The 22,407-nt window shown below is 68.0% G+C and carries 21 protein-coding genes; 11 read left to right on the forward strand and 10 right to left on the reverse strand.

Translation table 11 applies throughout. The annotated features are described in order from the left end of the window. The first annotated feature begins 11 nt into the window (after nt 1-11). The 3 genes from KXD98_RS05855 (at nt 12) to yhjD (ending at nt 3,018) form a co-directional block, all read left to right on the forward strand. Nucleotides 12-812: an exodeoxyribonuclease III gene (locus KXD98_RS05855; protein WP_260765007.1), complete on the forward strand. Its 801-nt coding sequence runs from the start codon at nt 12-14 to the stop codon at nt 810-812. An 84-nt stretch (nt 813-896) separates the two neighbouring features. After that, the gene (gene trpS, locus KXD98_RS05860; protein WP_260762344.1) at nt 897-1,925 is read left to right on the forward strand and encodes a tryptophan--tRNA ligase; all 1,029 of its coding nucleotides are present in this window, start codon (nt 897-899) and stop codon (nt 1,923-1,925) included. Nucleotides 1,926-1,944: 19 nt separating this feature from the next. Next, entirely contained in the window at nt 1,945-3,018 is a 1,074-nt protein-coding gene (gene yhjD / locus KXD98_RS05865; protein ID WP_260762346.1) for an inner membrane protein YhjD, read from the forward strand. Here the strand turns inward: yhjD and KXD98_RS05870 are convergent. After that, nucleotides 2,993-4,207 carry a D-alanyl-D-alanine carboxypeptidase family protein gene (locus KXD98_RS05870; protein ID WP_260762347.1) on the reverse strand — a complete coding sequence of 405 codons (1,215 nt, stop codon included), beginning with the start codon at nt 4,205-4,207 and terminating at the stop codon, nt 2,993-2,995. The two genes, yhjD and KXD98_RS05870, sit on opposite strands and share 26 nt — an antisense overlap. A gap of 120 nt (nt 4,208-4,327) precedes the next feature. Here KXD98_RS05870 and KXD98_RS05875 point away from each other — a divergent pair, with 120 nt between their 5' ends. Both KXD98_RS05875 and KXD98_RS05880 read left to right on the forward strand, forming a co-directional pair. Continuing rightward, nucleotides 4,328-5,494: a metallophosphoesterase gene (locus KXD98_RS05875; RefSeq protein ID WP_260762349.1), complete on the forward strand. Its 1,167-nt coding sequence runs from the start codon at nt 4,328-4,330 to the stop codon at nt 5,492-5,494. A gap of 160 nt (nt 5,495-5,654) precedes the next feature. Beyond that, nucleotides 5,655-5,816 (forward strand): hypothetical protein, encoded by a 162-nt coding sequence (locus tag KXD98_RS05880; protein WP_260762353.1) that lies wholly within the window; start codon nt 5,655-5,657, stop codon nt 5,814-5,816. A 3-nt stretch (nt 5,817-5,819) separates the two neighbouring features. Here KXD98_RS05880 and KXD98_RS05885 read toward each other — a convergent pair whose 3' ends face one another. Both KXD98_RS05885 and KXD98_RS05890 read right to left on the reverse strand, forming a co-directional pair. Continuing rightward, nucleotides 5,820-7,208, reverse strand: a complete 1,389-nt coding sequence (locus KXD98_RS05885) for an aspartate aminotransferase family protein (RefSeq protein ID WP_260762355.1) — start codon at nt 7,206-7,208, stop codon at nt 5,820-5,822. Next, entirely contained in the window at nt 7,205-7,726 is a 522-nt protein-coding gene (locus tag KXD98_RS05890; RefSeq protein ID WP_260762357.1) for an Lrp/AsnC family transcriptional regulator, read from the reverse strand. The genes KXD98_RS05885 and KXD98_RS05890 overlap by 4 nt, the downstream gene beginning before the upstream one ends. A gap of 123 nt (nt 7,727-7,849) precedes the next feature. Between KXD98_RS05890 and KXD98_RS05895 the strand changes: the two genes are divergently transcribed. Next, on the forward strand, nt 7,850-9,325 hold the full coding sequence (locus KXD98_RS05895) for a gamma-aminobutyraldehyde dehydrogenase (RefSeq protein ID WP_260762359.1): 1,476 nt from the start codon (nt 7,850-7,852) through the stop codon (nt 9,323-9,325). A gap of 89 nt (nt 9,326-9,414) precedes the next feature. Here the strand turns inward: KXD98_RS05895 and KXD98_RS05900 are convergent, their stop codons facing one another. Further along, nucleotides 9,415-10,275, reverse strand: a complete 861-nt coding sequence (locus tag KXD98_RS05900; RefSeq protein ID WP_260762360.1) for a universal stress protein — start codon at nt 10,273-10,275, stop codon at nt 9,415-9,417. Between the two features lie 13 nt (nt 10,276-10,288). Beyond that, nucleotides 10,289-11,797, reverse strand: coding sequence for an APC family permease (locus KXD98_RS05905; protein ID WP_260762363.1), 1,509 nt, complete (start codon nt 11,795-11,797; stop codon nt 10,289-10,291). Nucleotides 11,798-12,089: 292 nt separating this feature from the next. Here KXD98_RS05905 and KXD98_RS05910 point away from each other — a divergent pair, with 292 nt between their 5' ends. The 5 genes from KXD98_RS05910 to KXD98_RS05930 are packed head-to-tail and all read left to right on the forward strand — an operon-like array spanning nt 12,090 to nt 18,180. Then, nucleotides 12,090-13,217 carry a polyprenyl synthetase family protein gene (locus KXD98_RS05910; protein WP_396882521.1) on the forward strand — a complete coding sequence of 376 codons (1,128 nt, stop codon included), beginning with the start codon at nt 12,090-12,092 and terminating at the stop codon, nt 13,215-13,217. After that, complete coding sequence (gene crtI / locus KXD98_RS05915; RefSeq protein WP_260765009.1) at nt 13,217-14,722, forward strand: phytoene desaturase family protein; 1,506 nt, start codon at nt 13,217-13,219, stop codon at nt 14,720-14,722. The genes KXD98_RS05910 and crtI overlap by 1 nt, the downstream gene beginning before the upstream one ends. Next, a complete protein-coding gene (locus KXD98_RS05920) occupies nt 14,722-15,666 on the forward strand; it encodes a phytoene/squalene synthase family protein (protein ID WP_260762366.1) in 945 nt (314 codons plus the stop codon). Before crtI ends, KXD98_RS05920 begins: the two co-directional genes overlap by 1 nt. Before the next feature lie 13 nt (nt 15,667-15,679). Beyond that, nucleotides 15,680-17,191: an FAD-dependent oxidoreductase gene (locus tag KXD98_RS05925; RefSeq protein ID WP_396882524.1), complete on the forward strand. Its 1,512-nt coding sequence runs from the start codon at nt 15,680-15,682 to the stop codon at nt 17,189-17,191. Continuing rightward, nucleotides 17,188-18,180 (forward strand): DUF5914 domain-containing protein, encoded by a 993-nt coding sequence (locus tag KXD98_RS05930; RefSeq protein ID WP_260762368.1) that lies wholly within the window; start codon nt 17,188-17,190, stop codon nt 18,178-18,180. Before KXD98_RS05925 ends, KXD98_RS05930 begins: the two co-directional genes overlap by 4 nt. Nucleotides 18,181-18,215: 35 nt before the next feature. On the opposite strand, the gene idi is transcribed toward KXD98_RS05930, so the two are convergent. The 5 genes from idi to sdhC all read right to left on the reverse strand — a co-directional run bounded on the left by idi (nt 18,216) and on the right by sdhC (nt 22,395). After that, nucleotides 18,216-18,755, reverse strand: coding sequence for an isopentenyl-diphosphate Delta-isomerase (gene idi / locus KXD98_RS05935; protein WP_260762370.1), 540 nt, complete (start codon nt 18,753-18,755; stop codon nt 18,216-18,218). Between the two features lie 93 nt (nt 18,756-18,848). After that, nucleotides 18,849-19,631, reverse strand: coding sequence for a succinate dehydrogenase iron-sulfur subunit (locus tag KXD98_RS05940; protein WP_260762373.1), 783 nt, complete (start codon nt 19,629-19,631; stop codon nt 18,849-18,851). A gap of 100 nt (nt 19,632-19,731) precedes the next feature. Continuing rightward, nucleotides 19,732-21,486: a succinate dehydrogenase flavoprotein subunit gene (gene sdhA, locus KXD98_RS05945; protein WP_260762375.1), complete on the reverse strand. Its 1,755-nt coding sequence runs from the start codon at nt 21,484-21,486 to the stop codon at nt 19,732-19,734. Between the two features lie 19 nt (nt 21,487-21,505). Beyond that, nucleotides 21,506-21,973 carry a succinate dehydrogenase hydrophobic membrane anchor subunit gene (locus tag KXD98_RS05950; protein WP_260762377.1) on the reverse strand — a complete coding sequence of 156 codons (468 nt, stop codon included), beginning with the start codon at nt 21,971-21,973 and terminating at the stop codon, nt 21,506-21,508. After that, nucleotides 21,970-22,395 (reverse strand): succinate dehydrogenase, cytochrome b556 subunit, encoded by a 426-nt coding sequence (sdhC, locus tag KXD98_RS05955; RefSeq protein ID WP_260762379.1) that lies wholly within the window; start codon nt 22,393-22,395, stop codon nt 21,970-21,972. The genes KXD98_RS05950 and sdhC overlap by 4 nt, the downstream gene beginning before the upstream one ends. Nucleotides 22,396-22,407 lie beyond the last annotated feature (12 nt).

Consider the following 22,407-nt stretch of genomic DNA (forward strand, 5'->3'; position numbering starts at 1 on the left):
TGACACGTCCCATCACGGTGAGCACCATCAACGTCAACGGGGTCCGCGCTGCGGTCAAGCAGCGCTCACAGGACAACCTCGGTCTACTGGCCTGGCTGGCCGAGACGGTGGCCGACGTGGTGTGCCTGCAGGAAACCCGCGCCGACGACGAGCAGCTGGCCGACGCGTTGGCCCCGGCGCTGGCCGACGGATGGCACGTGGCTTCGGCGCCGCCGCACATCAAGGGCCGCAACGGCGTTGCGGTGCTGTCGCGCACCTCGTTCGATGCGATCCGAATCGGTTGTGGTGACGAGGAATTCGCACTGCACGGCCGTTATCTGGAGGTGGACACCGCCGGTGTCACGGTGGGCAGCGTCTATGTCCCCACCGGGGAGGCTGACACCGACCGGCAGGTTGAAAAGCAGCGGTTCATGGCTGCGCTGGGCGCCCGGATGGCCGAGCTGATGGGGTCGGGACGCGAGGCTGTGCTGTGCGGGGACTGGAACATCGCCCACACCGAGAACGACATCAAGAACTGGCGCGGCAACGTCAAGAAGTCCGGCTTTCTGCCCCAGGAGCGCCAGTGGGTGACCGACCTCCTGGCCGGCGGCTGGGTCGACGTGGTGCGCCGGGCCCACCCCGACGTGCCCGGCCCCTATGCGTGGTGGTCGTGGCGCGGCAAGGCGTTCGACAACGACGCCGGCTGGCGCATCGACTACCAGCTGGCCACTCCGGGTCTGGCGCAGCGGATGATCACCGCGCGAACCGAGCGACCGAAGGCCTATGCGCTGCGCTGGTCGGATCACTGCCCGGTGACCGTCCACTACGCGTGATTTCGGCGCGCTTTACGACGCTCAGCGGCGTCGACCGCGCCGAAATCACCCGGAAGCGGGGGTTCTGAGAAGATGGGCGGCACCATGAGCAGCACAGCCAAGCCCGTCGTGTTCTCCGGCGCCCAGCCCACCTCCGACTCCCTGCATCTGGGCAACGCACTGGGCGCAGTGGCCCAGTGGGTGCAACTGCAGGCTGACAATGACGCCTACTTCTGCGTCGTCGACCTGCACGCGATCACCATCGCCCAGGACCCCGAGACCTTGCGGCGCCGCACCCTGGCCACCGCCGCGCAGTACCTTGCGCTGGGGGTGGACCCGGCACGCGCCACCATCTTCGTGCAGAGCCATGTACCCGCTCATGCCGAATTGGCCTGGGTGCTCGGCTGTTTCACCGGTTTCGGACAGGCGTCTCGGATGACGCAGTTCAAGGACAAGTCACAGAAGCAGGGCGCCGAGTCGACGACCGTCGGGTTGTTCACCTACCCGGTGCTGATGGCCGCCGACGTGCTGCTCTACGACACCGAGCTGGTGCCGGTCGGTGAGGATCAGCGTCAGCATCTGGAGTTGGCCCGTGACGTGGCCCAGCGCGTCAACGCGCGATTCCCCGATACGTTTGTCGTGCCGGAGGCGATGATCCCGAAGGCGACCGCCAAGATCTACGACCTGGCCGATCCGACGGCCAAGATGAGCAAATCGGCGGCCACCGACGCCGGGCTGATCAGCCTGCTCGACGACCCGGCCAAGACAGCCAAGAAGATTCGCTCGGCGGTCACCGACAGCGAGCGCGAGATCCGGTTCGACCCCGACGCCAAACCCGGCGTGTCGAACCTGTTGACCATTCAGTCCGCGGTGACCGGAGTCGATGTCGGGACCCTGGTCGAGGGCTACGCCGGCCGCGGCTACGGAGACCTGAAGAAGGAGACCGCCGAGGCGGTGGTCGAGTTCGTCACTCCGATCAAGACCCGCGTCGACGAGTTGCTCAGCGACCCGGCCGAACTGCAGAGCGTGCTGGCCAGCGGCGCGCAGCGGGCGCGTGAGGTGTCTGGACAGACGCTGCAGAGGGTATATGACCGGCTAGGTTTATTAGCGCCGCGGTCGCGCGTGGCCGACTGACCAGGAGCGAAGGGGACGGATGACTGAATCGGAGCGTCCGTCCGAGACCGTCGAGAACCCGGGCCTGATGGACCGCCTGCGCGCACGGATGCCCTGGTTCGATCACGTGATGCGGGCGCAGGGCCGGTACAACGAGGCCAAGGGCGACTTCTACGCCGCCGGTATCACCTACTTCACCATCTTCGCGCTGTTCCCGCTGTTGATGGTCGGGTTCGCGATCGGCGGTTTCGTGTTGGCCAGCCAGCCCGAGCTGCTGATGAGCCTGCAGGACCGCATCCGCTCGGCGGTCGGCGGTGACATGGGTCAGCAGCTGGCCGAACTGATGGAGTCGGCGATCGACTCGCGCACCTCGGTCGGCATCATCGGTCTGGCCGCCGCAGCGTGGGCCGGGCTGGGGTGGATGGCCAACCTGCGCGAGGCGCTCAGCCAGATGTGGGGCCTGTATCGCAACGAGCTCCCCGGGTTCCTGCGTACCAAGGTCTCCGACCTGTTGGCGCTGCTGTCGGTGTTCGCTGCACTCGTGGTGACGGTGTCGCTGACCGCGCTGGGCAACATGTCGGTGATGCGAAACGTGTTGGGCTGGTTCGGTCTTACCGACGCGCCAGGGCTATCGCTGGGGCTGCGCATCGCGTCCATCGGGGTGTCGGTGCTGGTGTCATGGCTGTTGTTCACCTTCCTGATCGCCCGCCTGCCGCGGGAATCGGTGAGCTTTCGCAGCAGCGTGCGTGCGGGTCTGATCGCCGCTGTCGGGTTCGAGATCTTCAAACTGGTGGCCGCGATCTACCTGCGCTCGGTGGTCACCGGCCCGGCGGGGGCGACGTTCGGCCCGGTCCTGGGTCTGATGGTGTTCGCCTACATCACCGCGCGGTTGGTACTCTTCGCCACCGCCTGGGCGGCGACGATGCCCGAGAACGTGCAGGAGGCACCGGTCCCCGCGCCGGGCCCGGCGGTGATCCGCAATCGCATCATCACCCGTCCCGGTCTGGCGCCGTGGCAGGCGGCCGCGGCTGCGTTGGCCGGCGCGGTGGGCGCGTTGAGTTGGTCGCGTCTTCGCCGGCGCGGCGCTGTCAGCCGCGCTGAGGACGGCGGTTGAGCGCCCGGGCACCCATGATCAGACTGAACACCACCACCGTGCCGATGACCCCGACGCCCACTCGTACCGGCATCGCGTCCACATCGGTGAGTACGGCGTTGGCTTTGGTGGTGGTGGCTGCGGCCGGGTCTTGCCGGAGGCCGCCCAGCGATGGATCGGGGTCGACGAGCGTGCCCACCGAGGTGCCCGGAGGTGTCGCGAAGCCGTAGTCGAGCAGTCGTGCGGCCTGCTCCCACGGGGCAATGGGCTGACGACTGCCGCGCAGCAGCACCGCGACCAGTCGGCGACCGTCGCGTTCGGCGGCGCCGACAAAGGTCTGACCTGCGTCGTCGGTGAAACCGGTCTTGCCGCCCAACGCCCCGGGGTAATGCTTGAGCAGCCGATTGTCGTTCTCGATCGGATAGGTGCCCTCGCCGCGGCCCGGGAAGGTGAACGACTGGGTGGCGACGATGTCGCTGAACACCGGGTCTTGCCACGCGTACCGGTAGAACAGGCCGACGTCGTAGGCCGAGGTGCTCATGCCCGGTCCGTCCAGGCCCGACGGCGTCGCGACCCGAGTGTCGCGCGCGCCCAGCTTGTTGGCCAGTCCGTTGAGCTTGTTCAGCGCGGCCTCCATGCCGCCCATCTGGCGGGCCAGCGCGAAGGCCGCATCGTTGCCGGAGTACATCAGCAGGCCGTGCAGCAGGTCGTTGATCGAGTAGAAGCCGCCTTCGCCGACGCCGACCTTGGTGCCTTCCTGCGCGGCGTCCTCGGCGGTGCCGGGCACCACCTTGTGCAGCGGCAGATCACGGATGGCCTGCATCGCGGTGAGGACTTTGATGACGCTGGCCGGCCGGTGTCTGCCGTGCGGGTCGCGGGCGGCGATGACCTCACCGCTGTCGATGTCGGCGACCAGCCAGGCTTCGGCGGAGACGTCACCGGGGACCGGCGGGGTGTCCGGTGCGGTGATCACTCCGCAGCCGGCCAGCGCGTCGCCGCCCATCGGCTGGGCCGGCACCGGCAGGGGCCCCGGTGTCGGGTCGCCGGGCTTGGGGACCTCGGACGCGTCGACGGCCGGTGGGGTGGTCTCCCGGTACAGACAGGCGTCGGGGTCCGCACCCGCGACCGGCGCGAGGGTGAGCAGCGCGACGATCATCGGTGCGGTCAGCAGCGCCGCCGCGCGGGTCGCGAACGTCCGGAAAGTGCCCATGGTGTGCGCAGATTAGGCGATTTCGGGGGCCAACCCGGGGAGCCACGCGGCGTCGGCGTCCGTACCGAGATCTCGATGCCGCATAGGCTGTGGGACCACTGTCGATCCGCAAGGGCGTGCATGTTCATTCTGATTCTCGGCTCGATCCTCGGCCTCATGCACGTCTACGTGTGGAAACGCATGGTCAAGGACACGACGCGGCCGGGCCGGGCGCGTTGGTGGTGCTCGCTGGTGCTGGCCGGGCTGCTGGTGCTGCTGGTCGCGGCGCTGTTCGTGCCGCGGGTCTTCGACGTCGCCGAATCGCGCTGGCTGGCCTGGCCCGGCTACCTGTGGTTCGGCGTGGTGGCCTACCTGTTCCTGACGCTGCTCGCGCTGGAGCCGATCCGGTGGGTGCGTGCGTTGTGGCTGCGTCGGCGCCGTCCGGTTGCAGAACCGCCCGACGAATCGGTCACGTTGGATCGCCGGATCTTCTTGTCCCGCGTCGCGGCGGTCGCGGCCGGCACGGCGACCGTGGGTCTGGTAGGTACCGGGCTGGCGAACGCGCTCGGCCCGCCGCAGATATTGCGGGTCCCGGTCCGGCTGCCGCGGCTGGACCCGGCGTTCAACGGGTTCCGCATCGCGGTGGTCGCCGACATCCACCTCGGACCACTGCTCGGGCGCGCGCACACCGAGCGCATCGTGCGGATGGTCAACGAGACCGAACCCGACCTGATCGCGGTGGTCGGCGACGTGGTGGACGGCACGGTCGCCGAACTCGGCCCGGCGGCGGCTCCGCTGCAGGATCTGGTGTCGGGCGAGGGTGCGTTCTTCATCACCGGCAATCACGAGTACTTCGTCGAGGACACCGAGGACTGGCTGCGCGAGCTCGAACGCCTCGGTCTGCAGCCGCTGCGCAACGAACACACCAGGATCCGCCGCGGTGGCGCCGGCTTCGATTTGGCCGGGATCAACGACCTGGCCGGTGCGTCGCGCTCAGATCCCCCCGATCTCGAGCGCGCCCTGCGCGGCGTGGTACCCGACAGCGCGACCGTCCTGCTGGCCCACCAGCCCGTCCAGGTCGGCGAGGCTGCCGAGCGCGGGGTGGATCTGCAGCTCTCCGGGCACACCCACGGCGGGCAGATGTGGCCGTTCCACTACGCCGTGGGCCTGGCCCAACCGGCCCTGGCCGGGCTGTCGACGGTGCGCGACACCCAGCTCTATGTGACCCGCGGCGCCGGGTTCTGGGGGCCGCCGCTGCGGGTGGGTGCTCCGCCGGACATCAGTGTGCTGACCCTGCAGAGCCCCTGACGTTTGCCGCGATGTGACCCGGGGCACTCCTGCGGAGAGGGTGTGAACTTGGGCACTTCTCAGCAACATCACGGCAGTTCCGGCGTCGTTGCACAGGGTTTCACCGCATGCTCAAAGGACAGCAGCCGGCATCCGCCGGTTCCTTCGGAAGGTCGACGAGATGACAACGAAGCACCTCGGCGCAGCCGTCATCGACTTGCAGGCGCACGCGGCCCGGCGGGCATCGCAGCGCCGCTCCCGGTTCGAGGAAGCGATGCGGCGCCACCCGTCCTACCTGGCCCGGGTGGCCACCTCCGGCGACGATTCCGTCGACGCCGGCTGACACCTACATCCGCGCGGAGGCCTCGGTGAGCACGGCGCGCAGCACGTCGTAGATCGCGTCGAACTCCGCCTGCCCGCTGATCAGCGGCGGGGCCAGCTGCACCACCGGATCACCGCGGTCGTCGGCGCGGCAATACAGCCCGGCCTCCCACAGCGCCGGGGTCAGGAAGCCCCGCAGCAGCCGCTCGGACTCCTCGTCGTTGAACGTCTCCTTGGTGGCCTTGTCCTTGACCAGCTCGATGCCGTAGAAGAAGCCCTCCCCGCGCACATCGCCGACGATCGGCAGGTCGTAGAGCTTCTCCAGGGTCGCCCGGAACGCCGGCGCGTTCGCCTTGACGTGGTCGTTGAGCCCTTCGCGTTCGAAGATGTCGAGGTTGGCCAGCGCCACCGCCGCCGACACCGGGTGTCCGCCGAAGGTGTAGCCGTGGCCGAACACCGTGTGTCCGTCGTTGAACGGCTCGAAGAGCCGGTCACTGGCGATCATCGCGCCGATCGGGGAGTAGCCCGAGGTCATGCCCTTGGCGCAGGTGATGATGTCGGGCACGTAGTTGAAATCCTGACACGCGAACATCGACCCGATCCGGCCGTAGGCGCAGATGACCTCGTCGGAGACCATCAGCACGTCGTACTCGTCGCAGATCTCGCGGACCCGCTCGAAGTAGCCCGGCGGCGGCGGGAAACAGCCGCCGGCGTTCTGCACCGGCTCGAGGAAGACTGCGGCGACAGTGTCGGGACCCTCGAACTCGATGGCCTCGGCGATGCGGTCGGCGCAGTATCGTCCGAACACCTTTTCGTCGTGGGCGTAGGCGTCGGGCGCCCGGTAGAAGTTGGTGTTCGGGGCCCGGAAGCCGCCGGGAACCAGCGGCTCGAACGGCGCCTTGAACGCCGGGATGCCGGTGATCGACAGGGCGCCCTGCGGGGTCCCGTGATAGGCGATCGAGCGGGAGACCACCTTGTGCTTGCCGGGCTTGCCGGTCAGCTTGAAGTACTGCTTGGCCAGCTTCCACGCACTTTCGACGGCTTCACCGCCGCCGGTGGTGAAGAAGACCCGGTTGAGGTCGCCGGGCGCGTAGCCGGCCAGCCGCTCGGCCAGTTCGACCGCCGTCGGGGTGGCGTAGGACCACAGCGGGAAGAACGCCAGCTGTTCAGCCTGCTTGGCGGCCGCTTCGGCGAGTTCGCCGCGGCCGTGGCCGACCTGGACGACGAACAACCCGGACAGGCCGTCGATGTACTGACGCCCTTTGTCGTCATAGATGTGCACGCCCTCGCCGCGGGTGATGATCGGCGGGGTGATGCCGGCGCCGTGGCGGGCGAAGTGTCCCCACAGGTGGCGGTTGGCTTTGGCCGACAAGCCCGACATCGCGGTCTCGGAGGTTTCGGAAATGATGGTCATCTAGTGCCCCAATTGTATTGCTGCTTGACAAGTTTCAGGTAAACCAGGGTTTCGGTGGATATCACTCCCGGTAGGGCACGGATCTGGGTGTTCAACAGTTGCAGGAGGTGGTCGTCGTCCTCGCAGACCACTTCGGCGATGGCATCGAAGGATCCGGCCGTCAGCACGACGTAGTCGACGGCGTCGATCCCGGCCAGTTGTTCGGCGATTCTGGTGGTGTCACCGGTGCACTTGATGCCGATCATGGCCTGGCGGGCGAAGCCGAGCTGCATGGGATCGGTGACGGCGACGATCTGCATCACCCCGGCGTCGACCATGCGCTGCACCCGCTGGCGCACAGCGGCCTCGGACAGGCCGACGGCCTTACCGATACCGGCGTAGGAGCGCCGGCCGTCCTGCTGCAGTTTCTCGATGATCGCTTTGGACAGCTCGTCGAGGGGGAACGCGGCACCGGGTCGGGAGGTGTTCACACGGAACGACACCGGGCCGACGGCGTGCGGGACCCCGGGGTTGGCCATGCCAGAGATTGTGCACGGAATCCGTCGTATAGGGCAACTGTCACCATGAAATCGCTTGTACCGCGACGCTGAGGCTGCCGTAATGCGTAGCATTGCCGCCCACTGCCGTTATAGCGTGGGGCCATGGGCATGGCAGGAAGCTGGATCGACGGCGAGCCGGTGACGACCGCCGGCGCAACGCACACGGTGATCAACCCGGCCGATGGACAGGCCGTGGCGGAGTTCGCGCTGGCTCAACCCGCCGACGTGGACCGGGCAGTGGCCTCGGCGCGGGCTGCGCTGCCGGACTGGGCCGGGGCGACGCCGGCGCAGCGCTCAGCCGTGCTGGCGAAGCTGGCCCGGCTGGCCGACGAGGCCACCGAGACGCTGGTGGCCGAGGAGGTCAGCCAGACCGGCAAGCCGGTGCGGCTGGCGACCGAGTTCGACGTGCCGGGCAGCGTCGACAACATCGACTTCTTCGCCGGGGCGGCACGCCATCTGGAGGGCAAGGCGTCCGGTGAGTACTCACCCGATCACACCTCGTCGATCCGCCGCGAGGCTGTCGGGGTCGTCGCGACCATCACCCCGTGGAACTATCCGCTGCAAATGGCGGTGTGGAAAGTGTTGCCTGCGTTGGCTGCCGGGTGCGCCGTGGTGATCAAGCCGGCGGAGATCACCCCGCTGACGACGTTGACGCTGGCACGGCTGGCCACCGAGGCGGGGTTGCCGGCCGGGGTGCTCAACGTGGTGACCGGAGCCGGAGCCGACGTCGGCACCGCGCTGGCCGGTCATGCCGAGGTCGACATGGTGACGTTCACCGGGTCGACGCCGGTGGGGCGCAAGGTGATGACCGCCGCGGCCGCGCACGGGCACCGCACCCAGCTCGAACTCGGCGGCAAGGCGCCGTTCGTGGTGTTCGACGACGCCGACCTCGACGCTGCCATCCAGGGCGCGGTCGCCGGTGCGCTGATCAACACCGGGCAGGACTGCACCGCGGCGACGCGCGCGATCGTCGCTGCTGATCTGTACGACGACTTCGTGGCGGGCGTGGCCGAGCTGTTCTCGAAAATCGTCGTCGGCGATCCGCAGGATCCGGACACCGACCTGGGTCCGCTGATCACCTCAGCGCACCGGTCGAAGGTGGCCGCCATGGTGTCGCGGGCGCCCGGCGAGGGTGGACGCATCGTGACCGGCGGCGTCGCACCGGACGGGCCGGGATCGTTCTACCGGCCGACGTTGATCGCTGATGTGGCGGAATCCTCGGAGGTATGGCGCGACGAGATCTTCGGCCCGGTGCTGACGGTGCGTTCGTTCACCGACGACGACGATGCGCTGCGGCAAGCCAACGACACCGCGTACGGGCTGGCGGCCTCAGCCTGGACCCGCGATGTCTATCGCGCGCAACGGGCCTCGCGCGAGATCCACGCCGGGTGTGTGTGGATCAACGACCACATCCCGATCATCTCCGAGATGCCGCACGGTGGTTTCGGCGCCTCCGGGTTCGGCAAGGATATGAGCCAGTACTCGCTTGAGGAGTACCTGTCGATCAAGCATGTGATGAGCGACATCACCGGCGTAGCTGAGAAAGACTGGCACCGAACAGTATTCGCCAAGCGCTGACGGCCGCGAAAGTGCACTCAGCGTAGCTGAGGCGCCCGCGGCGCTACCGCACAGGCACTTTCGCGACCGCGGACGCGCAACGCAGCGCGTCACTCCGCGCGCGGCACCACGATCACCGGCACGTCCACCCCGGCCAGGATGCGCGCCGCGGTCGAGCCGAGGAAGACCCGGCGCGGCGCGGCGAACCGGCTGGATCCCACGACCAGCAGATCGCCGTCCTCCCAGTTCAGCTTCTTCAGCGCCGATTCCAGCGTCATACCGTCGGCCACCAGCGAGCTGATGTCCGGCGACTCGGGTACCGCGCGGGCAGCCAGCGCCAGGTTCTCCAGCGCGGCCTCGCGCTGCATTGCGCGCACCTCGCGCGCGCTGTCGGCCTCGGCCAGATTCTCCGCCGACACCAGCGACAGCATTCGGATCCGCAACTCGCCGGCCGAGGCCAGTGTGATCGCAAAAGGCAGTGGGTTGTCGTCGCCGGGCCGGGTGGGCACCGCGGCGGTCACTTCCAGGAATCGGTCGTCGGGGTCCTCGGCGTAGCCGCGCGGCGCCAGCGCGACCGGGATCGGCGAGGTGTGCAGCAGCGCGCTGGTCACCGGCCCAATGGTGTGCCGGCCGAAGAAGCCGTCGCGCGCCCCGCCCACGACGATCAGGTCCGACGAGTGCTCCACAGCGAAGTCGATCAGCGCCTGCGCCGACGATTCGGCGACCGTGACCGTCGACCGGGCGTCGACGCCACCGGCCTTCAGCGCCGAAATCGCTTGTGCCACCCATTGTTCGCCGTGTTCGACGAGTATCTGCTGGTACTTCAGCCGCCCGGGGTGGCCGTCGGGCAATTCCTCCCGCACCACCAGCAGCACATCGACCGACGCGTCGAAGGTTTGCGCCAGTGCGGTGGCCAGGGCGACACCGTCGTCGCCGGTCGGAGTCGCCAGGTAGCCCACGGTCAGATGCATGGACTTCTCACTCTCAGTAGGTGTCGGGAACCTTGACTTCGGTGTCGGCGTTCAAGGTCTCGCCGCGGAAGAACCTCTTGGTACCGAACGCGAAGCACGCCAGCATCAGCGGGATGCCCAGCACCAGCATCCCGACCCCGAGTACGAACACTCCGCCCACCGGGCCGAAGGCGGTGAACCCGTAGTCGGGCTTGATCATGTCGTAGGCGCTCTGGAAGAACGCCCATGTCATGGCCAGCGCGCCCAGCAGCGGCAGGATGCCGCGGAAGAACAGGTTGCGCGCCGACTGCCGCAACGACTTGCGGAAGTACCACACGCAGGCATACGCGGTGATGCCGTAGTAGAACGCGACCGCCAGACCCAGCGAGGCCACCGAGTCGGCCAGCGCGTTCTCCGACAGCAGGGTCAGCAGCAGATAGAAGAACAACGCCGAGAGCCCCATCACGATGGTGCCGAAAGCCGGTGTCATGTAGCGCGGGTGCACGGAGGCGAAACGTTTCGGTAGCGCCTCGTACACCGCCATCGACAGGGTGCCGCGGGCGGTGGGCAGGATGGTGGTCTGCGTCGAGGACAACGCCGACACCGATACGGTCAGCAGCAGGGCCGACGCGGCGATCGACCCGCCCACCGGGCCGCCGAGCACGGTCAGCACGTCGTCGGTGTTGTTCGGGTTGTTCAGGCCGATGCCGACATAGCTGAATCCGGCGAAGGACTGGATCGCGAAAGCCACCAACACGTAGGTGCACACCAGGATGACGGTGGTGACCAGCGCCGCGATTCCGGGTGTGCGGCCGGGGTCCTTGGTTTCTTCGCCTACGGCCAGACACGCGTCCCAGCCCCAGTAGATGAAGATGCACAGGATGATCGCCGCGGCGATCGACGAGGCATCCAACCCGCCGGGCCACAGCCACGACAGCTGCGGCATGATCGCTTGTGCGCCTGCGGTTCCCGAGTAGACCCGCACCAGCGCGATGACGCTGACCACGATCAGCACGCCGAACTGGATGGCGATCAGCACGTTCTGCATGCGCTCGCTGATCACGATGCCGCGGGCCGAGACGATCATCATCGCCAGGATGAAGAAGCAGCCGAGCCCGACCTTGGCGAACACGTTCTCGGCCAGTCCGGTCAACCCGAGGAAGTTCAGCAGATAGATCGCGGCGATCTCGGCGACATTGGCCAGCACGATGATCGCCGACACCGCCAGGCCCCAGCCGCCGATCCAGCCGATCCACGGCCCGAACGCCTTGGTGGCCCAGGTGAACGTGGTCCCGCAGTCCGGGGTGTCCTGGGAGAGCTCCTTGTAGGCGAACGCGACGAGCAGCATCGGGATGAACGCCAGCACGAACATGGCCGGGGCCTTGTCGCCCACAGCGAGTACGACGTAACCCAACGTCGCCGCCAGGCTGTAGGCGGGTGCGACCGCCGCCAGGCCGATGACGACGTTTCCGACCAGCCCCAGCGCGCCGGCCTGCAAACCCTTGCCGCCAACCTGTGGCAGTGTCGGTTCGGTAATTGCCATCAGCGCAATATACGGCTCGGTTGCGGGTAGCGCTCCTGGTCGACGGAAAATACTTGCGCACTACGAACTTTGCTGTCTCCGGTTCTGCCCGCACCGGGTGACTTCGTCGTGCAAAATCGTCAGAAGTGGGTACAAGCGTCCTATGGCGCGCTCGGCAGAGCGGCGCTGTCTCGGAGACGGTCGGGGAAGTTCTCGCAGAAGCTGTCTGAATTCCGACCCATCCGGGGTGCCGACCGCTCCGAATGCTCCGCAGGAACAGGTTCTGCCTACGAGCGGCGCGACCAGAAGGAGCATGCCCTTGAACAGCGGTGAGCGATCCCGGGCGACCGTGGCGGCCCCGAACCGGTGGCGGGCCGGCGCCGCCGAACTGGCGGTCTGGCGTGACGACGTGCGTGCCGCGGTGCGTGCCCATCTGGTCGATTTCGTCCACCGTGAATGTCTCGAACGGCTCGGCGATGCGCATGTCGACGTATCTCCGGCGCTGCTGCGTGACTTTGTCGAAGGCGGCAAGTATGTGCGGTCGACCTATATGTATCTGGGATGGCTGTGCGGCGCCGCCGAGGACGACGCCGCGCTGCGCGCCGCGGCGAGCTTGGAACTGTTGCACGCGTTCGCGTTGATCCAGGACGACGTGATGGATGCGTCGACCCTGCGGCGGGCGCGGCCTGCCGCGCACGTGGTGTTCGCGCGCTGGCACCGCGAGCACGCGCTCGGCGGCTCTGCCGAGCGCTTCGGCGAGTCCGCGGCCATCCTGCTCGGTGACCTGTGCCTGGTGTGGGCTGAGCAGATGCTGCGTGACAGCGGGGTCGACCGCGACGCACTGACCCGGGTCTGGCCGCGCTACGACGACATGCGTGTCGAACTGGCCGTCGGACAGTTCTCCGACCTGGTCAACAGCTCGCACGCGTTCCCGACCCTCGACGAGGTCCTCGACGTGCTGCGGCGCAAGTCGGGCAACTACACCGTGCGCCGCCCGCTGGAGATCGGCGCGGCGATGGCCGACTGCGACCCCGAGGTGATCCTGGCGCTGTCCGGGTACGGCGCTGCCATCGGTGAAGCGTTCCAGCTGCGCGACGACGTGCTCGGGGTGTTCGGCAGCCCGTCGTTGACCGGTAAGTCGGCAGGTACCGATATGGAGGCCGGGAAGGCGACCAGCGTCATCGTCGCCGCCTACGAACTGGCCGGTCCCGGTCTGCGCGGTCAACTCGCCGACCTGATGAGCGCCTCGGAACTCGACGCCGCCGCCATCGAACGGTGGCGTTCGCTGATCGTGGCCAGCGGCGCCGTGCAGTGGATCGAGGAACGCATCGGCGAACGGCATCGGCTGGCCATGGACTACCTCGACCGGGCCGACATCCCCGATCTTCCCCGCCTCGCACTGGCCGAGATGGCCGTCGCCTGCACCCAGCGGGCGGCATGATGCGCACCGTCGCTGGAAAGACCGACCGCATCGTCGTCGTGGGAGCCGGACTGTCCGGGCTGTCGGCGGCCATGCAGCTGGCCGGGCGCGGTCGCGCGGTCACGGTGCTCGAACGCGGCAGTCATCCTGGCGGGCGGGTGGGCCGCGCCGACATCAACGGTTACCGCATCGACACCGGCCCCACCGTGCTGACCATGCCCGACATCATCGACGACGCGTTTGCCGCCGTCGGTGCCTCGCTCGCAGATTTCCTTGCACTGCAACAGGTTCACCCCGCCTATCGGGCCAAGTTCGCCGACGGCAGCGAGTTGGCGGTTCACACCGAAGCCGCCGCGATGGCTTCGGAGATCGAGCGGTTCGCCGGTCGCGGCGAGGCCGACGGCTACCTGAAGCTGCGCGATTGGCTGACCAAGCTGTACCGCACCGAGTTCGACGGCTTCATCGCCAACAACTTCGACTCGCCGCTGTCGCTGCTGACCCCGCAGCTGGCCCGGCTGGTGGCGTTGGGTGCGTTCCGCCGGTGGGAGCCGGTGGTGCGGCGGTTCCTGCACGACGAGCGGTTACTGCGGGTGTTCACTTTTCAGGCGCTCTATGCCGGGGTGCCGCCGCAGAGCGCGCTGGCGGTGTATGCGGTGATCGCCTACATGGACACAGTGGCCGGGGTGTACTTCCCCGATGGTGGCATGCGGGCGCTGCCCGACGCGATGGCCGCCGCGGCCACGCGCGCAGGAGTCGAATTCGTCTACGACGCAAAGGTTTCCGAACTCGAATTCAGTGGACCGCGGGCCACCGCGGTACGGACCGCCGACGGCCGACGCTACGCCGCGGACGCGGTGCTGCTGACCACCGAACTGCCCGACACCTACCGGCTGCTGCGCCGCACGCCGCGACGTCCGCTCAAGCTGCGCGCCGCCCCGTCGGCGGTCGTGGCCCACGTGGGCTGTGCTGCGGTGGGGGAGCAGGCCGGTCACCACACCATCCTGTTCGGCGATGCGTGGCGCGACACCTTCCGCGACATCATCGACGACGGTCGGGTGATGCGTGATCCGTCGCTGCTGGTCACCCGTCCCACCGCCGGGGACCAGTCGCTGGCGCCGGCCGGCCGCGACCTGCTCTATGTGCTGGCCCCGGCGCCCAACACCGAGGTCGGCACCGTGGACTGGGATTCGTCGGGCCCGGAGTACACCGAGCAGATGCTGCACGCGGTGCGCACCCGCATGCCCGGTGTCGGCGACGATGCCGAGATCCTGCAGGTGGTGACGCCGTCGGACTGGGGGCGTCAGGGGATGGCAGCCGGCAGTCCGTTTGCGTTGGCGCACACCTTTTCTCAGACCGGTCCGTTCCGTCCCGCCAACACCGTGCGCGGTGTCGACAACGTCGTGCTGGCGGGGTCCTCGACTGTTCCCGGTGTCGGAGTTCCGACCGCGATCCTGTCCGGCCGGCTGGCCGCCGACCGGATCACCGGGATCACCGCTGTCCGTTCCACCACGGAGGTCCACCGCTGATGATCAGCTCAGAGCTCGACGCCGCAGGGGTCCGGGAACCGTCGTTACGCGAGGCCTACCGCCAGTGCCGGGACATCAACGCCGCCCACGGCAAGACGTTCTTCCTGGCGACCCGGCTGCTGACGCCCCGGCAGCGTCCCGCGGTCCATGCGCTCTACGGGTTTGCCCGCGGTGCCGACGACATCCTCGACGAGTTCGACGAGCGTGACGTCGAGCAGCGCGCCGACGAACTGCAGCAGCTGTCCAAGCGGCTGTTCGCCGCGCTCGTGCAGGACGAGCCGTGCGACGACCACCCGACGCTGCGGGCCGTGGTGGACACCGCGCGCACGTACGACATCAGCTGGGACCTGTTCGACGACTTCCTGGCGTCGATGCGGATGGACCTGACCGTCACCGATTACCCGGACCGAGCGGCGCTGGAGCATTACATGTACGGCTCGGCTGAGGTGATCGGGCTGCAGATGCTGCCGGTGCTGGGCACCGTCGGCCCGCGCGAGGAGGCCGCCCCGTACGCCGCTGCGCTGGGCAAGGCGTTCCAGCTGACCAACTTCATCCGGGACGTCGACGAGGATCTGAGCCGCGGCCGGATCTACCTTCCCGCCGACGAACTGGCCGCCCACGGGGTCGACCGCGACCTGCTGCTGTGGTGTCAGCGCGAGGGCCGCAGCGACACCCGGGTGCGTACCGCGCTGGCCGAGCAGCACGCGATCACCCGCGCGGTCTACGACGCGGCCCGTCCCGGCATCGACGAGCTGGCGCCATGTTCACGACCCTGTGTGGCGTCGGCGCTGACGCTGTACTCCGAGATCCTGGACCGAATCGAGGCGATCGACTTCGAGATCTTCGGTCGCCGTGCGACGGTGGGTAAGCCGCGCCGGTTGGCGGTGGCGGTCGCCGGGCTCGGGAAAGCGTGGGCGAACAGGCTTCGATTCGGGAGTGTCTGAGGGTGAGAAACCTGTGAGCGACCGGCGTCGGCAGAAGTGGCCGGGCCGGCCGGGTTTGACCGCGGTGCGCGCCGACGGCCAGCGGCCCAACGCGGTGGTGGTCGGTGGCGGTATCGCCGGTCTGGCTGCGGCTACCGGTCTGGCCGAGCGCGGCGTCCGCGTCGATGTGGTGGAGCGCTGCGACTACCTCGGCGGGCGTGTCGGCGGCTGGTCGGACCGGCTGGCCGACGGGTCACCTACGGCGATGAACCGGGGTTTCCACGCGTTCTTCCGCCAGTACTACAACTTGCGGGCGCTGCTGCAGCGCAGCGACCCGACACTGGCGGCGCTGAGCCCGGTCGAGGACTATCCGCTGATCGACGGCGACGGACGGCGCGACACCTTCCGTGGGCTGCCTCAGACACCACCGCTGAACGCGCTGGCGTTCGCGTTGCGCAGCCCCACTTTCCGGATGCGCGATCTGGTGCGTCTGGACGCGAAGGCGGCCGCGCCCCTGGCGGCTGTGTCGGTACCCGAGACCTATGAGCTGCTCGACCACCGCGACGCGGCGACCTTCCTGCGCGACATTCGATTCCCTGACGCTGCAAGGCATCTGGCGTTCGAGGTGTTCGCCCGAAGCTTCTTCGCCCGCCCCGAGAAGCTGTCGGCCGGTGAGCTGGTCACCATGTTCCACATCTATTTCCTGGGCTCCAGCGAGGGCCTGATATTCGACGTCGCTAACGCCAACTTCGATGTGGCGCTGTGGAATCCGTTACGCGACTATCTGTCCACCCGCGGGGTGTCGTTCCACACCGGCGTGCAGGCACACCAGCTGAGCGTGGGGGAGCAGGTGACGGTGAGTAGTTCGGCCGGTGACTTCGAGGCCGATGCCGCCGTGCTGGCCACCGACGTCGCGGGACTGCAGCGCCTGGTGGAGGCCTCGCCGACGCTCGGTGACACAGCGTGGCGCGAGCAGGTGGCGGGGATGGGTGTGGCGCCGGCGTTCGTGGTGCTGCGATTGTGGTTGGACCGCGCGGTCCGTTCGGATCGTTCGGCGTTCGTCGGGACAGGCGGGCGAGAGCCGCTGGACAATATCAGCGTGCTGGAACGTTACGAACGCGAAGCGGCCGACTGGGCCGGCCGTACCGGCGGCTCGGTGGTCGAGCTGCACGCGTACTCGGTGACCGACGCCGACGACGTGGTGTGTGACGCACTGATCAAGCGGATGCACGAGCTTTATCCCGAGACCGCCGACGCGACCATCGTCGACCAGCGGGTGCTGCGCCGCCAGGACTGCCCGCGGTTCGCGCCGGGCGACTTCGCCGTCCGGCCGACGGTGGCCACCCCCGAGCCACGGGTCAAGCTGGCCGGGGACGGCATTCGCATCGACCTGCCGGTCGCGTTGATGGAACGGGCGGCCACCACGGGGTGGACCGCCGCCAACGAGCTGCTCGGCGGATTCGGTCTGGCCGGACATGCGCTGCACACCGTGCCCAACCGGGGGCGCTCGTCGCTGCTGCGCCGGCTGGCGGGGGATCGCCGATGAGTCAGTGGCGCAAGCGTCTGGCCGAAGCCTTTCCGTTCCAGGTCATTGCGGCCACCAACTGGGCGGCGCAGACGCCGTCCTACGCCGATGCCAACCCGGCGTTGATCCGCTCCGCGCTGATCCGGGCGCAGCGTCGCCCCGGCGGCAACTGGTTCACCTTTGCGGCGAGCTCCTCGATCACCACCAAGGCGTTGGGCACCTCGGTCGGTGGTCGCCAGCTGGTGGCCTGGCGGGGCGTCGACGGTCGGCTGCTGGTCGCGCCGCGGGCCTGTCCGCATCTGGGTGCCGACCTGGCGACCGCGCCGGTGCACTGCGGCACTTTGGTGTGCCCGTGGCACGGTCTGCGCTTGGGCGATCAGCGCCATGGCGCCTGGAAGCCGTTGCCCGCCTTCGACGACGGCGTGCTGTGCTGGGTCCGCCTCGACGAGGTGGGCGGTGGGCAGCCCACCGACGCTCCGGTGGCGATGCCGCGGCCTCCGGAGCCGTCGATCGCCGCGGTAACCCGGCTCGAAGGCGTCTGCGAGCCGGCCGACATCGTGTCCAATCGGCTCGATCCGTGGCACGGCGCATGGTTTCACCCGTACTCCTTCACGCAGCTTCGGGTGCTCAGTGCGCCGCCGGCCGAAGACGATCTGCCCGAGGACGAGGACAAGTTCGTCGTCGAGGTGACCTTCCGGATGGGACGGCTCGGCGTGCCGGTGGTCGCCGAGTTCACCGCACCCGCCCCGCGCACCGTGGTGATGCGCATCGTCGACGGCGAGGGCAAGGGCAGTGTCGTCGAAACCCACGCCACGCCCGTGGGGCCCGGCCCCGACGGGCGGCCGCGTTCGGCGGTGGTGGAGGCCGTGGTGGCGCACTCCGACCGCCGGCACTTCGGCAAGGGGCTGATCGCCGCCCCGTTGATCAAACCGTTGATGAGTCAGGCTGCTACCCGGCTGTGGCGCGACGACCTGGCCTACGCCGAACGGCTCTACGACCTGCGCTCCTGAGCGATTTCGGCGCGCTAAACGACGCTGAGGGGGCTTTACCGCGCCGAAATCGCGGCGTCGAGCAGCGGAACCTGCTCGGCGGCCCACGGACTGATCGGCCAACCGAAGGAGGCAGCAGCGCGCAGCTGCTCCCACGGCACCCAGGCGAAGTCCATGACCTCGTCAGGATCGACCCGCACCGGCCCGACCGCCTGTCCGCAGAACACCGGACACAGCTCGTTTTCCACCACGCCGTCGGCGGCTACCGCGTAGTAGCGGAAGTCGGGCAGCACGCAGCGCAGTGCGGCCACGCCCAGGCCCAACTCCTGACGCACACGGCGGGTGACGGCGTCCTCGGTGGACTCCGTGGGCGCGGGATGCCCGCAGCACGAGTTGGTCCAGATGCCGGCGAAAGTCCGCTTGTGCAGCGCCCGCCGGGTCAGCAGTACCCGCCCCGCGTCGTCGAACAAGTAGCAGGAGAACGCCAGGTGCAGCGGCGTTTCGGTGTGGTGGACCTCGGACTTGGGCGCCGAGCCGATGCTGCGGCCTTCCTCGTCGACGAGGATCACCAGCTCGGGGGCTTCTGCGGACGGCATGCCAGTCATTCGTCGCCGACGCCGCCGCGGATGGCGATTTCGGCGCGCTAAGTGACGCTCAGGGGTTGAAAGCGCGCCGAAATCGCGGGGAAATCAGCGGGCGAACATCAGGGCGCGCTTGACTTCCTGGATCGCCTTGGTCACCTCGATGCCACGCGGACAGGCCTCGGTGCAGTTGAACGTGGTGCGGCAGCGCCACACCCCGTCGACATCGTTGAGGATGTCGAGGCGCTCGGCGGCACCCTCGTCGCGGGAGTCGAAGATGAACCGGTGGGCGTTGACGATCGCTGCCGGCCCGAAGTAGGAGCCTTCGTTCCAGTACACCGGGCAGCTGGTGGTGCAGCACGCACACAGGATGCATTTGGTGGTGTCGTCGTAGCGGGCGCGGTCGGTCTGGCTCTGAATCCGTTCCCGCGACGGCTCATTACCCGAGGTGATCAGATAGGGCTTGATGGCCCTGTACGCGTCGAAGAACGGCTCCATGTCGACGATGAGATCCTTTTCCACGGGCAACCCGCGGATCGGCTCGATCGTGATGGTCAGTGCTTTGTCCGGGTTCTTGGGCAGCATGTCGCGCATCAGCACCTTGCAGGCCAACCGGTTGACGCCGTTGATCCGCATCGCATCCGACCCGCACACCCCGTGTGCGCACGAGCGGCGGAACGTCAGCGTGCCGTCGAGGTACCACTTCACGTAGTGCAGCAGGTTCAGCAGCCGATCCGAGGGCAGGCACGGCACCCGGAAACTCTGCCAACCGGCGTCGTCGGGCGACTCGGGGTTGAACCGGGCGATCTTCAGCGTCACCATCACCGCGCCATCGGGCACGGGTGGCAGCTCGGAATCGCCGGTGTCGGGCTTCTCCAGAACTCCAGTCATGATTCCTCGCGCAAGCGCTCGTCAGTGCTGTTCGGTTCCTCGCGCAAGCGCTCGTCAGTGCTGTTCGGTTCCTCGCGCAAGCGCTCGTCAGCCGTCATCGCTAGTACTTCCGTTCCATCGGCTCGTAACGCGTCTGAACCACCGGCTTGTAGTCCAGGCGGATGTCACTCAGAAGATCGGTGCCCTCTTTGTAGGCCATGGTGTGACGCATGTAGTTGGTGTCGTCGCGGTTGGGGTAGTCCTCGCGGGCGTGGCCACCGCGAGACTCCTTGCGGTTCAACGCACCTACGACGGTGACTTCGGCAAGCTCCAGCAAGAAGCCCAGCTCGATGGCCTCCAGCAGGTCGCTGTTGTAGCGCTTGCCCTTGTCGTGCACGGTGATCCGCGAGTAGCGCTCTTTCAACGCATGAATGTCGGTCAGCGCCTGCTTGAGGGTTTCCTCGGTCCGGAACACCGCGGCATTGTTGTCCATCGACTGCTGCAGGGCCCCGCGGATGTCAGCGACACGCTCGTTGCCGTGCTCGGAGAGTATGTCGGCCACCCAGCCCACCACCATCGACGCGGGCTCGGCCGGCAGGTCGACGAAGTCACGTCCCAGTGCGTAGTTGGCGGCGGCGATGCCGGCGCGGCGGCCGAAGACGTTGATGTCGAGCAGCGAGTTGGTGCCCAGCCGGTTGGCGCCGTGCACCGACACACAGGCGCACTCCCCGGCGGCGTACAGGCCCGGCACCACGGTGGTGTTGTCGGAGAGCACCTGGCCGTTGACGGTGGTCGGGATGCCGCCCATGACGTAGTGGCACGTCGGATAGACCGGCACGAGTTCCTTGACCGGGTCCACACCGAGGTAGGTGCGGGCGAACTCGGTGATGTCGGGCAGCTTGGCCTCAAGCACGTCCTCACCGAGGTGGCGCACGTCGATATAGACGTAGTCCTTGTTGGGTCCGGCGCCGCGGCCTTCGAGGACTTCGAGCACCATCGATCGGGCGACGATGTCGCGGGGTGCGAGATCGACGATCGTCGGCGCGTAGCGCTCCATGAAGCGCTCGCCCTCGCCATTGAGCAACCGGCCGCCCTCGCCGCGCACCGCCTCGGAGATCAGAATCCCGAGCCCGGCCAAACCCGTCGGGTGGAACTGGTGAAACTCCATGTCCTCCAAGGGAAGTCCCTTGCGGAAGATGATGCCCAGTCCGTCGCCGGTCAGGGTGTGGGCATTGGAGGTGGTTTTGTACATCCGGCCCGAACCGCCGGTGGCGAAGACGATCGCCTTGGCGTGGAAGACGTGGATGTCGCCGGTGGCCAGTTCGTAGGCGACGACACCGGTGGCCACCGGGCCCCCTGCGGTCTCGGTCATCGTGATGTCGAGGGCGTAGAACTCGTTGAAGAACTCGACGTCGTGCTTGACGCAGTTCTGGTAGAGCGTCTGCAGGATCATGTGCCCGGTGCGGTCGGCGGCATAACATGCGCGGCGCACCGGGGCCTTGCCGTGGTCGCGGGTGTGTCCGCCGAACCGGCGCTGGTCGATGCGGCCCTCGGGGGTGCGGTTGAACGGCATCCCCATCTTCTCCAGGTCGAGCACCGCGTCGATGGCCTCTTTGGCCATGATCTCCACGGCGTCCTGGTCGGCCAGGTAGTCACCGCCCTTGACGGTGTCGAAGGTGTGCCACTCCCAGTTGTCCTCTTCGACGTTTGCCAGCGCGGCGCACATGCCGCCCTGGGCCGCGCCGGTGTGCGAACGGGTGGGGTAGAGCTTGGTCAGCACCGCGGTGCGGACCCGCGGTCCGGCCTCGACCGCGGCACGCATCCCGGCTCCGCCGGCGCCGACGATGACGACGTCGTAGCGATGTTCTTGGATCATCTGTGCTCCCTACGGAAGGTCAGGTGATGGTGGCGTCGAAGGTCAGCAGCACGTAGGTGCCCAGCACCAGCGTGAAGATCATCGACAGCGCCAGCAGGAGGTTGAGCCAGAACTTGGTGGAGTCCTTGCGCGAGTAGTCGGCGATGATGGTGCGCATCCCGTTGCCGCCGTGCAATTGAGCCAGCCACAGCAGCAACAGGTCCCAGATCTGCCAAAACGGCGACGACCAGCGTTCGGCGACGTAGTTGAAGTCGATGCGGTACACACCGTTCTCCCACATCAGCATGATGAACAGGTGCCCGAGGGCGAGGAAGACCAGCACGACGCCGGAGAACCGCATGAACAGCCACGCGTACTTCTCGAAATTGGGCATCCCGCCGCGACGACGCGGCGAACGGGGGTTGTCCAGGCCGGGCGGGCGGTCGTGGCTGCGTTGCAGAACCGGGGCAAGCCGGCTGTGGGGGTTGTCGGCTGACGGTGTGGTCATAGGAAGCGCTCCCACATGTGCATGCCGATGACGCCGACGGAGGCGATCATCACGGCGATGAAGACCCCGGCCACCACCCAGAGCATCTGGCGCTGGTAGCGCGGGCCCTCGGACCAGAAATCGATCAGGATCACGCGGATGCCGTTGAGTGCGTGGTAGAGCACTGCGCCGACGAGGCCGACCTCCATCAGGCCGACGATCGGTGTCTGGTAGGTCGCGATGATCTCGTTGTAGGCCTGCGGGCTGACCCGCACCAGCGCGGTGTCGAGGACGTGGACGAACAGGAAGAAGAAGATCGTCGCGCCGGAGATGCGGTGCAGCAGCCAGGACCACATCGCGGGGTCGCCGCGATAGAGGGTGCGGCGGCGCGGCGTGGATCGCGGTGCCGGTATGTCGGCATCAGGTGATGTCGCTGTACTCACGTGACCTCCAAC

The organism is Mycobacterium sp. SMC-4, from assembly GCF_025263265.1.
GTDB lineage: Bacteria > Actinomycetota > Actinomycetes > Mycobacteriales > Mycobacteriaceae > Mycobacterium.

Excerpts from the sequence above, each read along its gene's own strand:
- trpS (WP_260762344.1), top strand. The coding sequence starts at position 897 with ATGAGCAGCACAGCCAAGCCCGTCGTGTTCTCCGGCGCCCAGCCCACC.
- yhjD (WP_260762346.1), top strand. The coding sequence starts at position 1,945 with ATGACTGAATCGGAGCGTCCGTCCGAGACCGTCGAGAACCCGGGCCTG.
- KXD98_RS05870 (WP_260762347.1), bottom strand. The coding sequence starts at position 4,207 with ATGGGCACTTTCCGGACGTTCGCGACCCGCGCGGCGGCGCTGCTGACC.
- KXD98_RS05875 (WP_260762349.1), top strand. The coding sequence starts at position 4,328 with ATGTTCATTCTGATTCTCGGCTCGATCCTCGGCCTCATGCACGTCTAC.
- KXD98_RS05880 (WP_260762353.1), top strand. The coding sequence starts at position 5,655 with ATGACAACGAAGCACCTCGGCGCAGCCGTCATCGACTTGCAGGCGCAC.
- KXD98_RS05885 (WP_260762355.1), bottom strand. The coding sequence starts at position 7,208 with ATGACCATCATTTCCGAAACCTCCGAGACCGCGATGTCGGGCTTGTCG.
- KXD98_RS05890 (WP_260762357.1), bottom strand. The coding sequence starts at position 7,726 with ATGGCCAACCCCGGGGTCCCGCACGCCGTCGGCCCGGTGTCGTTCCGT.
- KXD98_RS05895 (WP_260762359.1), top strand. The coding sequence starts at position 7,850 with ATGGGCATGGCAGGAAGCTGGATCGACGGCGAGCCGGTGACGACCGCC.
- KXD98_RS05900 (WP_260762360.1), bottom strand. The coding sequence starts at position 10,275 with ATGCATCTGACCGTGGGCTACCTGGCGACTCCGACCGGCGACGACGGT.
- KXD98_RS05905 (WP_260762363.1), bottom strand. The coding sequence starts at position 11,797 with ATGGCAATTACCGAACCGACACTGCCACAGGTTGGCGGCAAGGGTTTG.
- KXD98_RS05910 (WP_396882521.1), top strand. The coding sequence starts at position 12,090 with ATGCCCTTGAACAGCGGTGAGCGATCCCGGGCGACCGTGGCGGCCCCG.
- crtI (WP_260765009.1), top strand. The coding sequence starts at position 13,217 with ATGCGCACCGTCGCTGGAAAGACCGACCGCATCGTCGTCGTGGGAGCC.
- KXD98_RS05920 (WP_260762366.1), top strand. The coding sequence starts at position 14,722 with ATGATCAGCTCAGAGCTCGACGCCGCAGGGGTCCGGGAACCGTCGTTA.
- KXD98_RS05930 (WP_260762368.1), top strand. The coding sequence starts at position 17,188 with ATGAGTCAGTGGCGCAAGCGTCTGGCCGAAGCCTTTCCGTTCCAGGTC.
- idi (WP_260762370.1), bottom strand. The coding sequence starts at position 18,755 with ATGCCGTCCGCAGAAGCCCCCGAGCTGGTGATCCTCGTCGACGAGGAA.
- KXD98_RS05940 (WP_260762373.1), bottom strand. The coding sequence starts at position 19,631 with ATGACTGGAGTTCTGGAGAAGCCCGACACCGGCGATTCCGAGCTGCCA.
- sdhA (WP_260762375.1), bottom strand. The coding sequence starts at position 21,486 with ATGATCCAAGAACATCGCTACGACGTCGTCATCGTCGGCGCCGGCGGA.
- KXD98_RS05950 (WP_260762377.1), bottom strand. The coding sequence starts at position 21,973 with ATGACCACACCGTCAGCCGACAACCCCCACAGCCGGCTTGCCCCGGTT.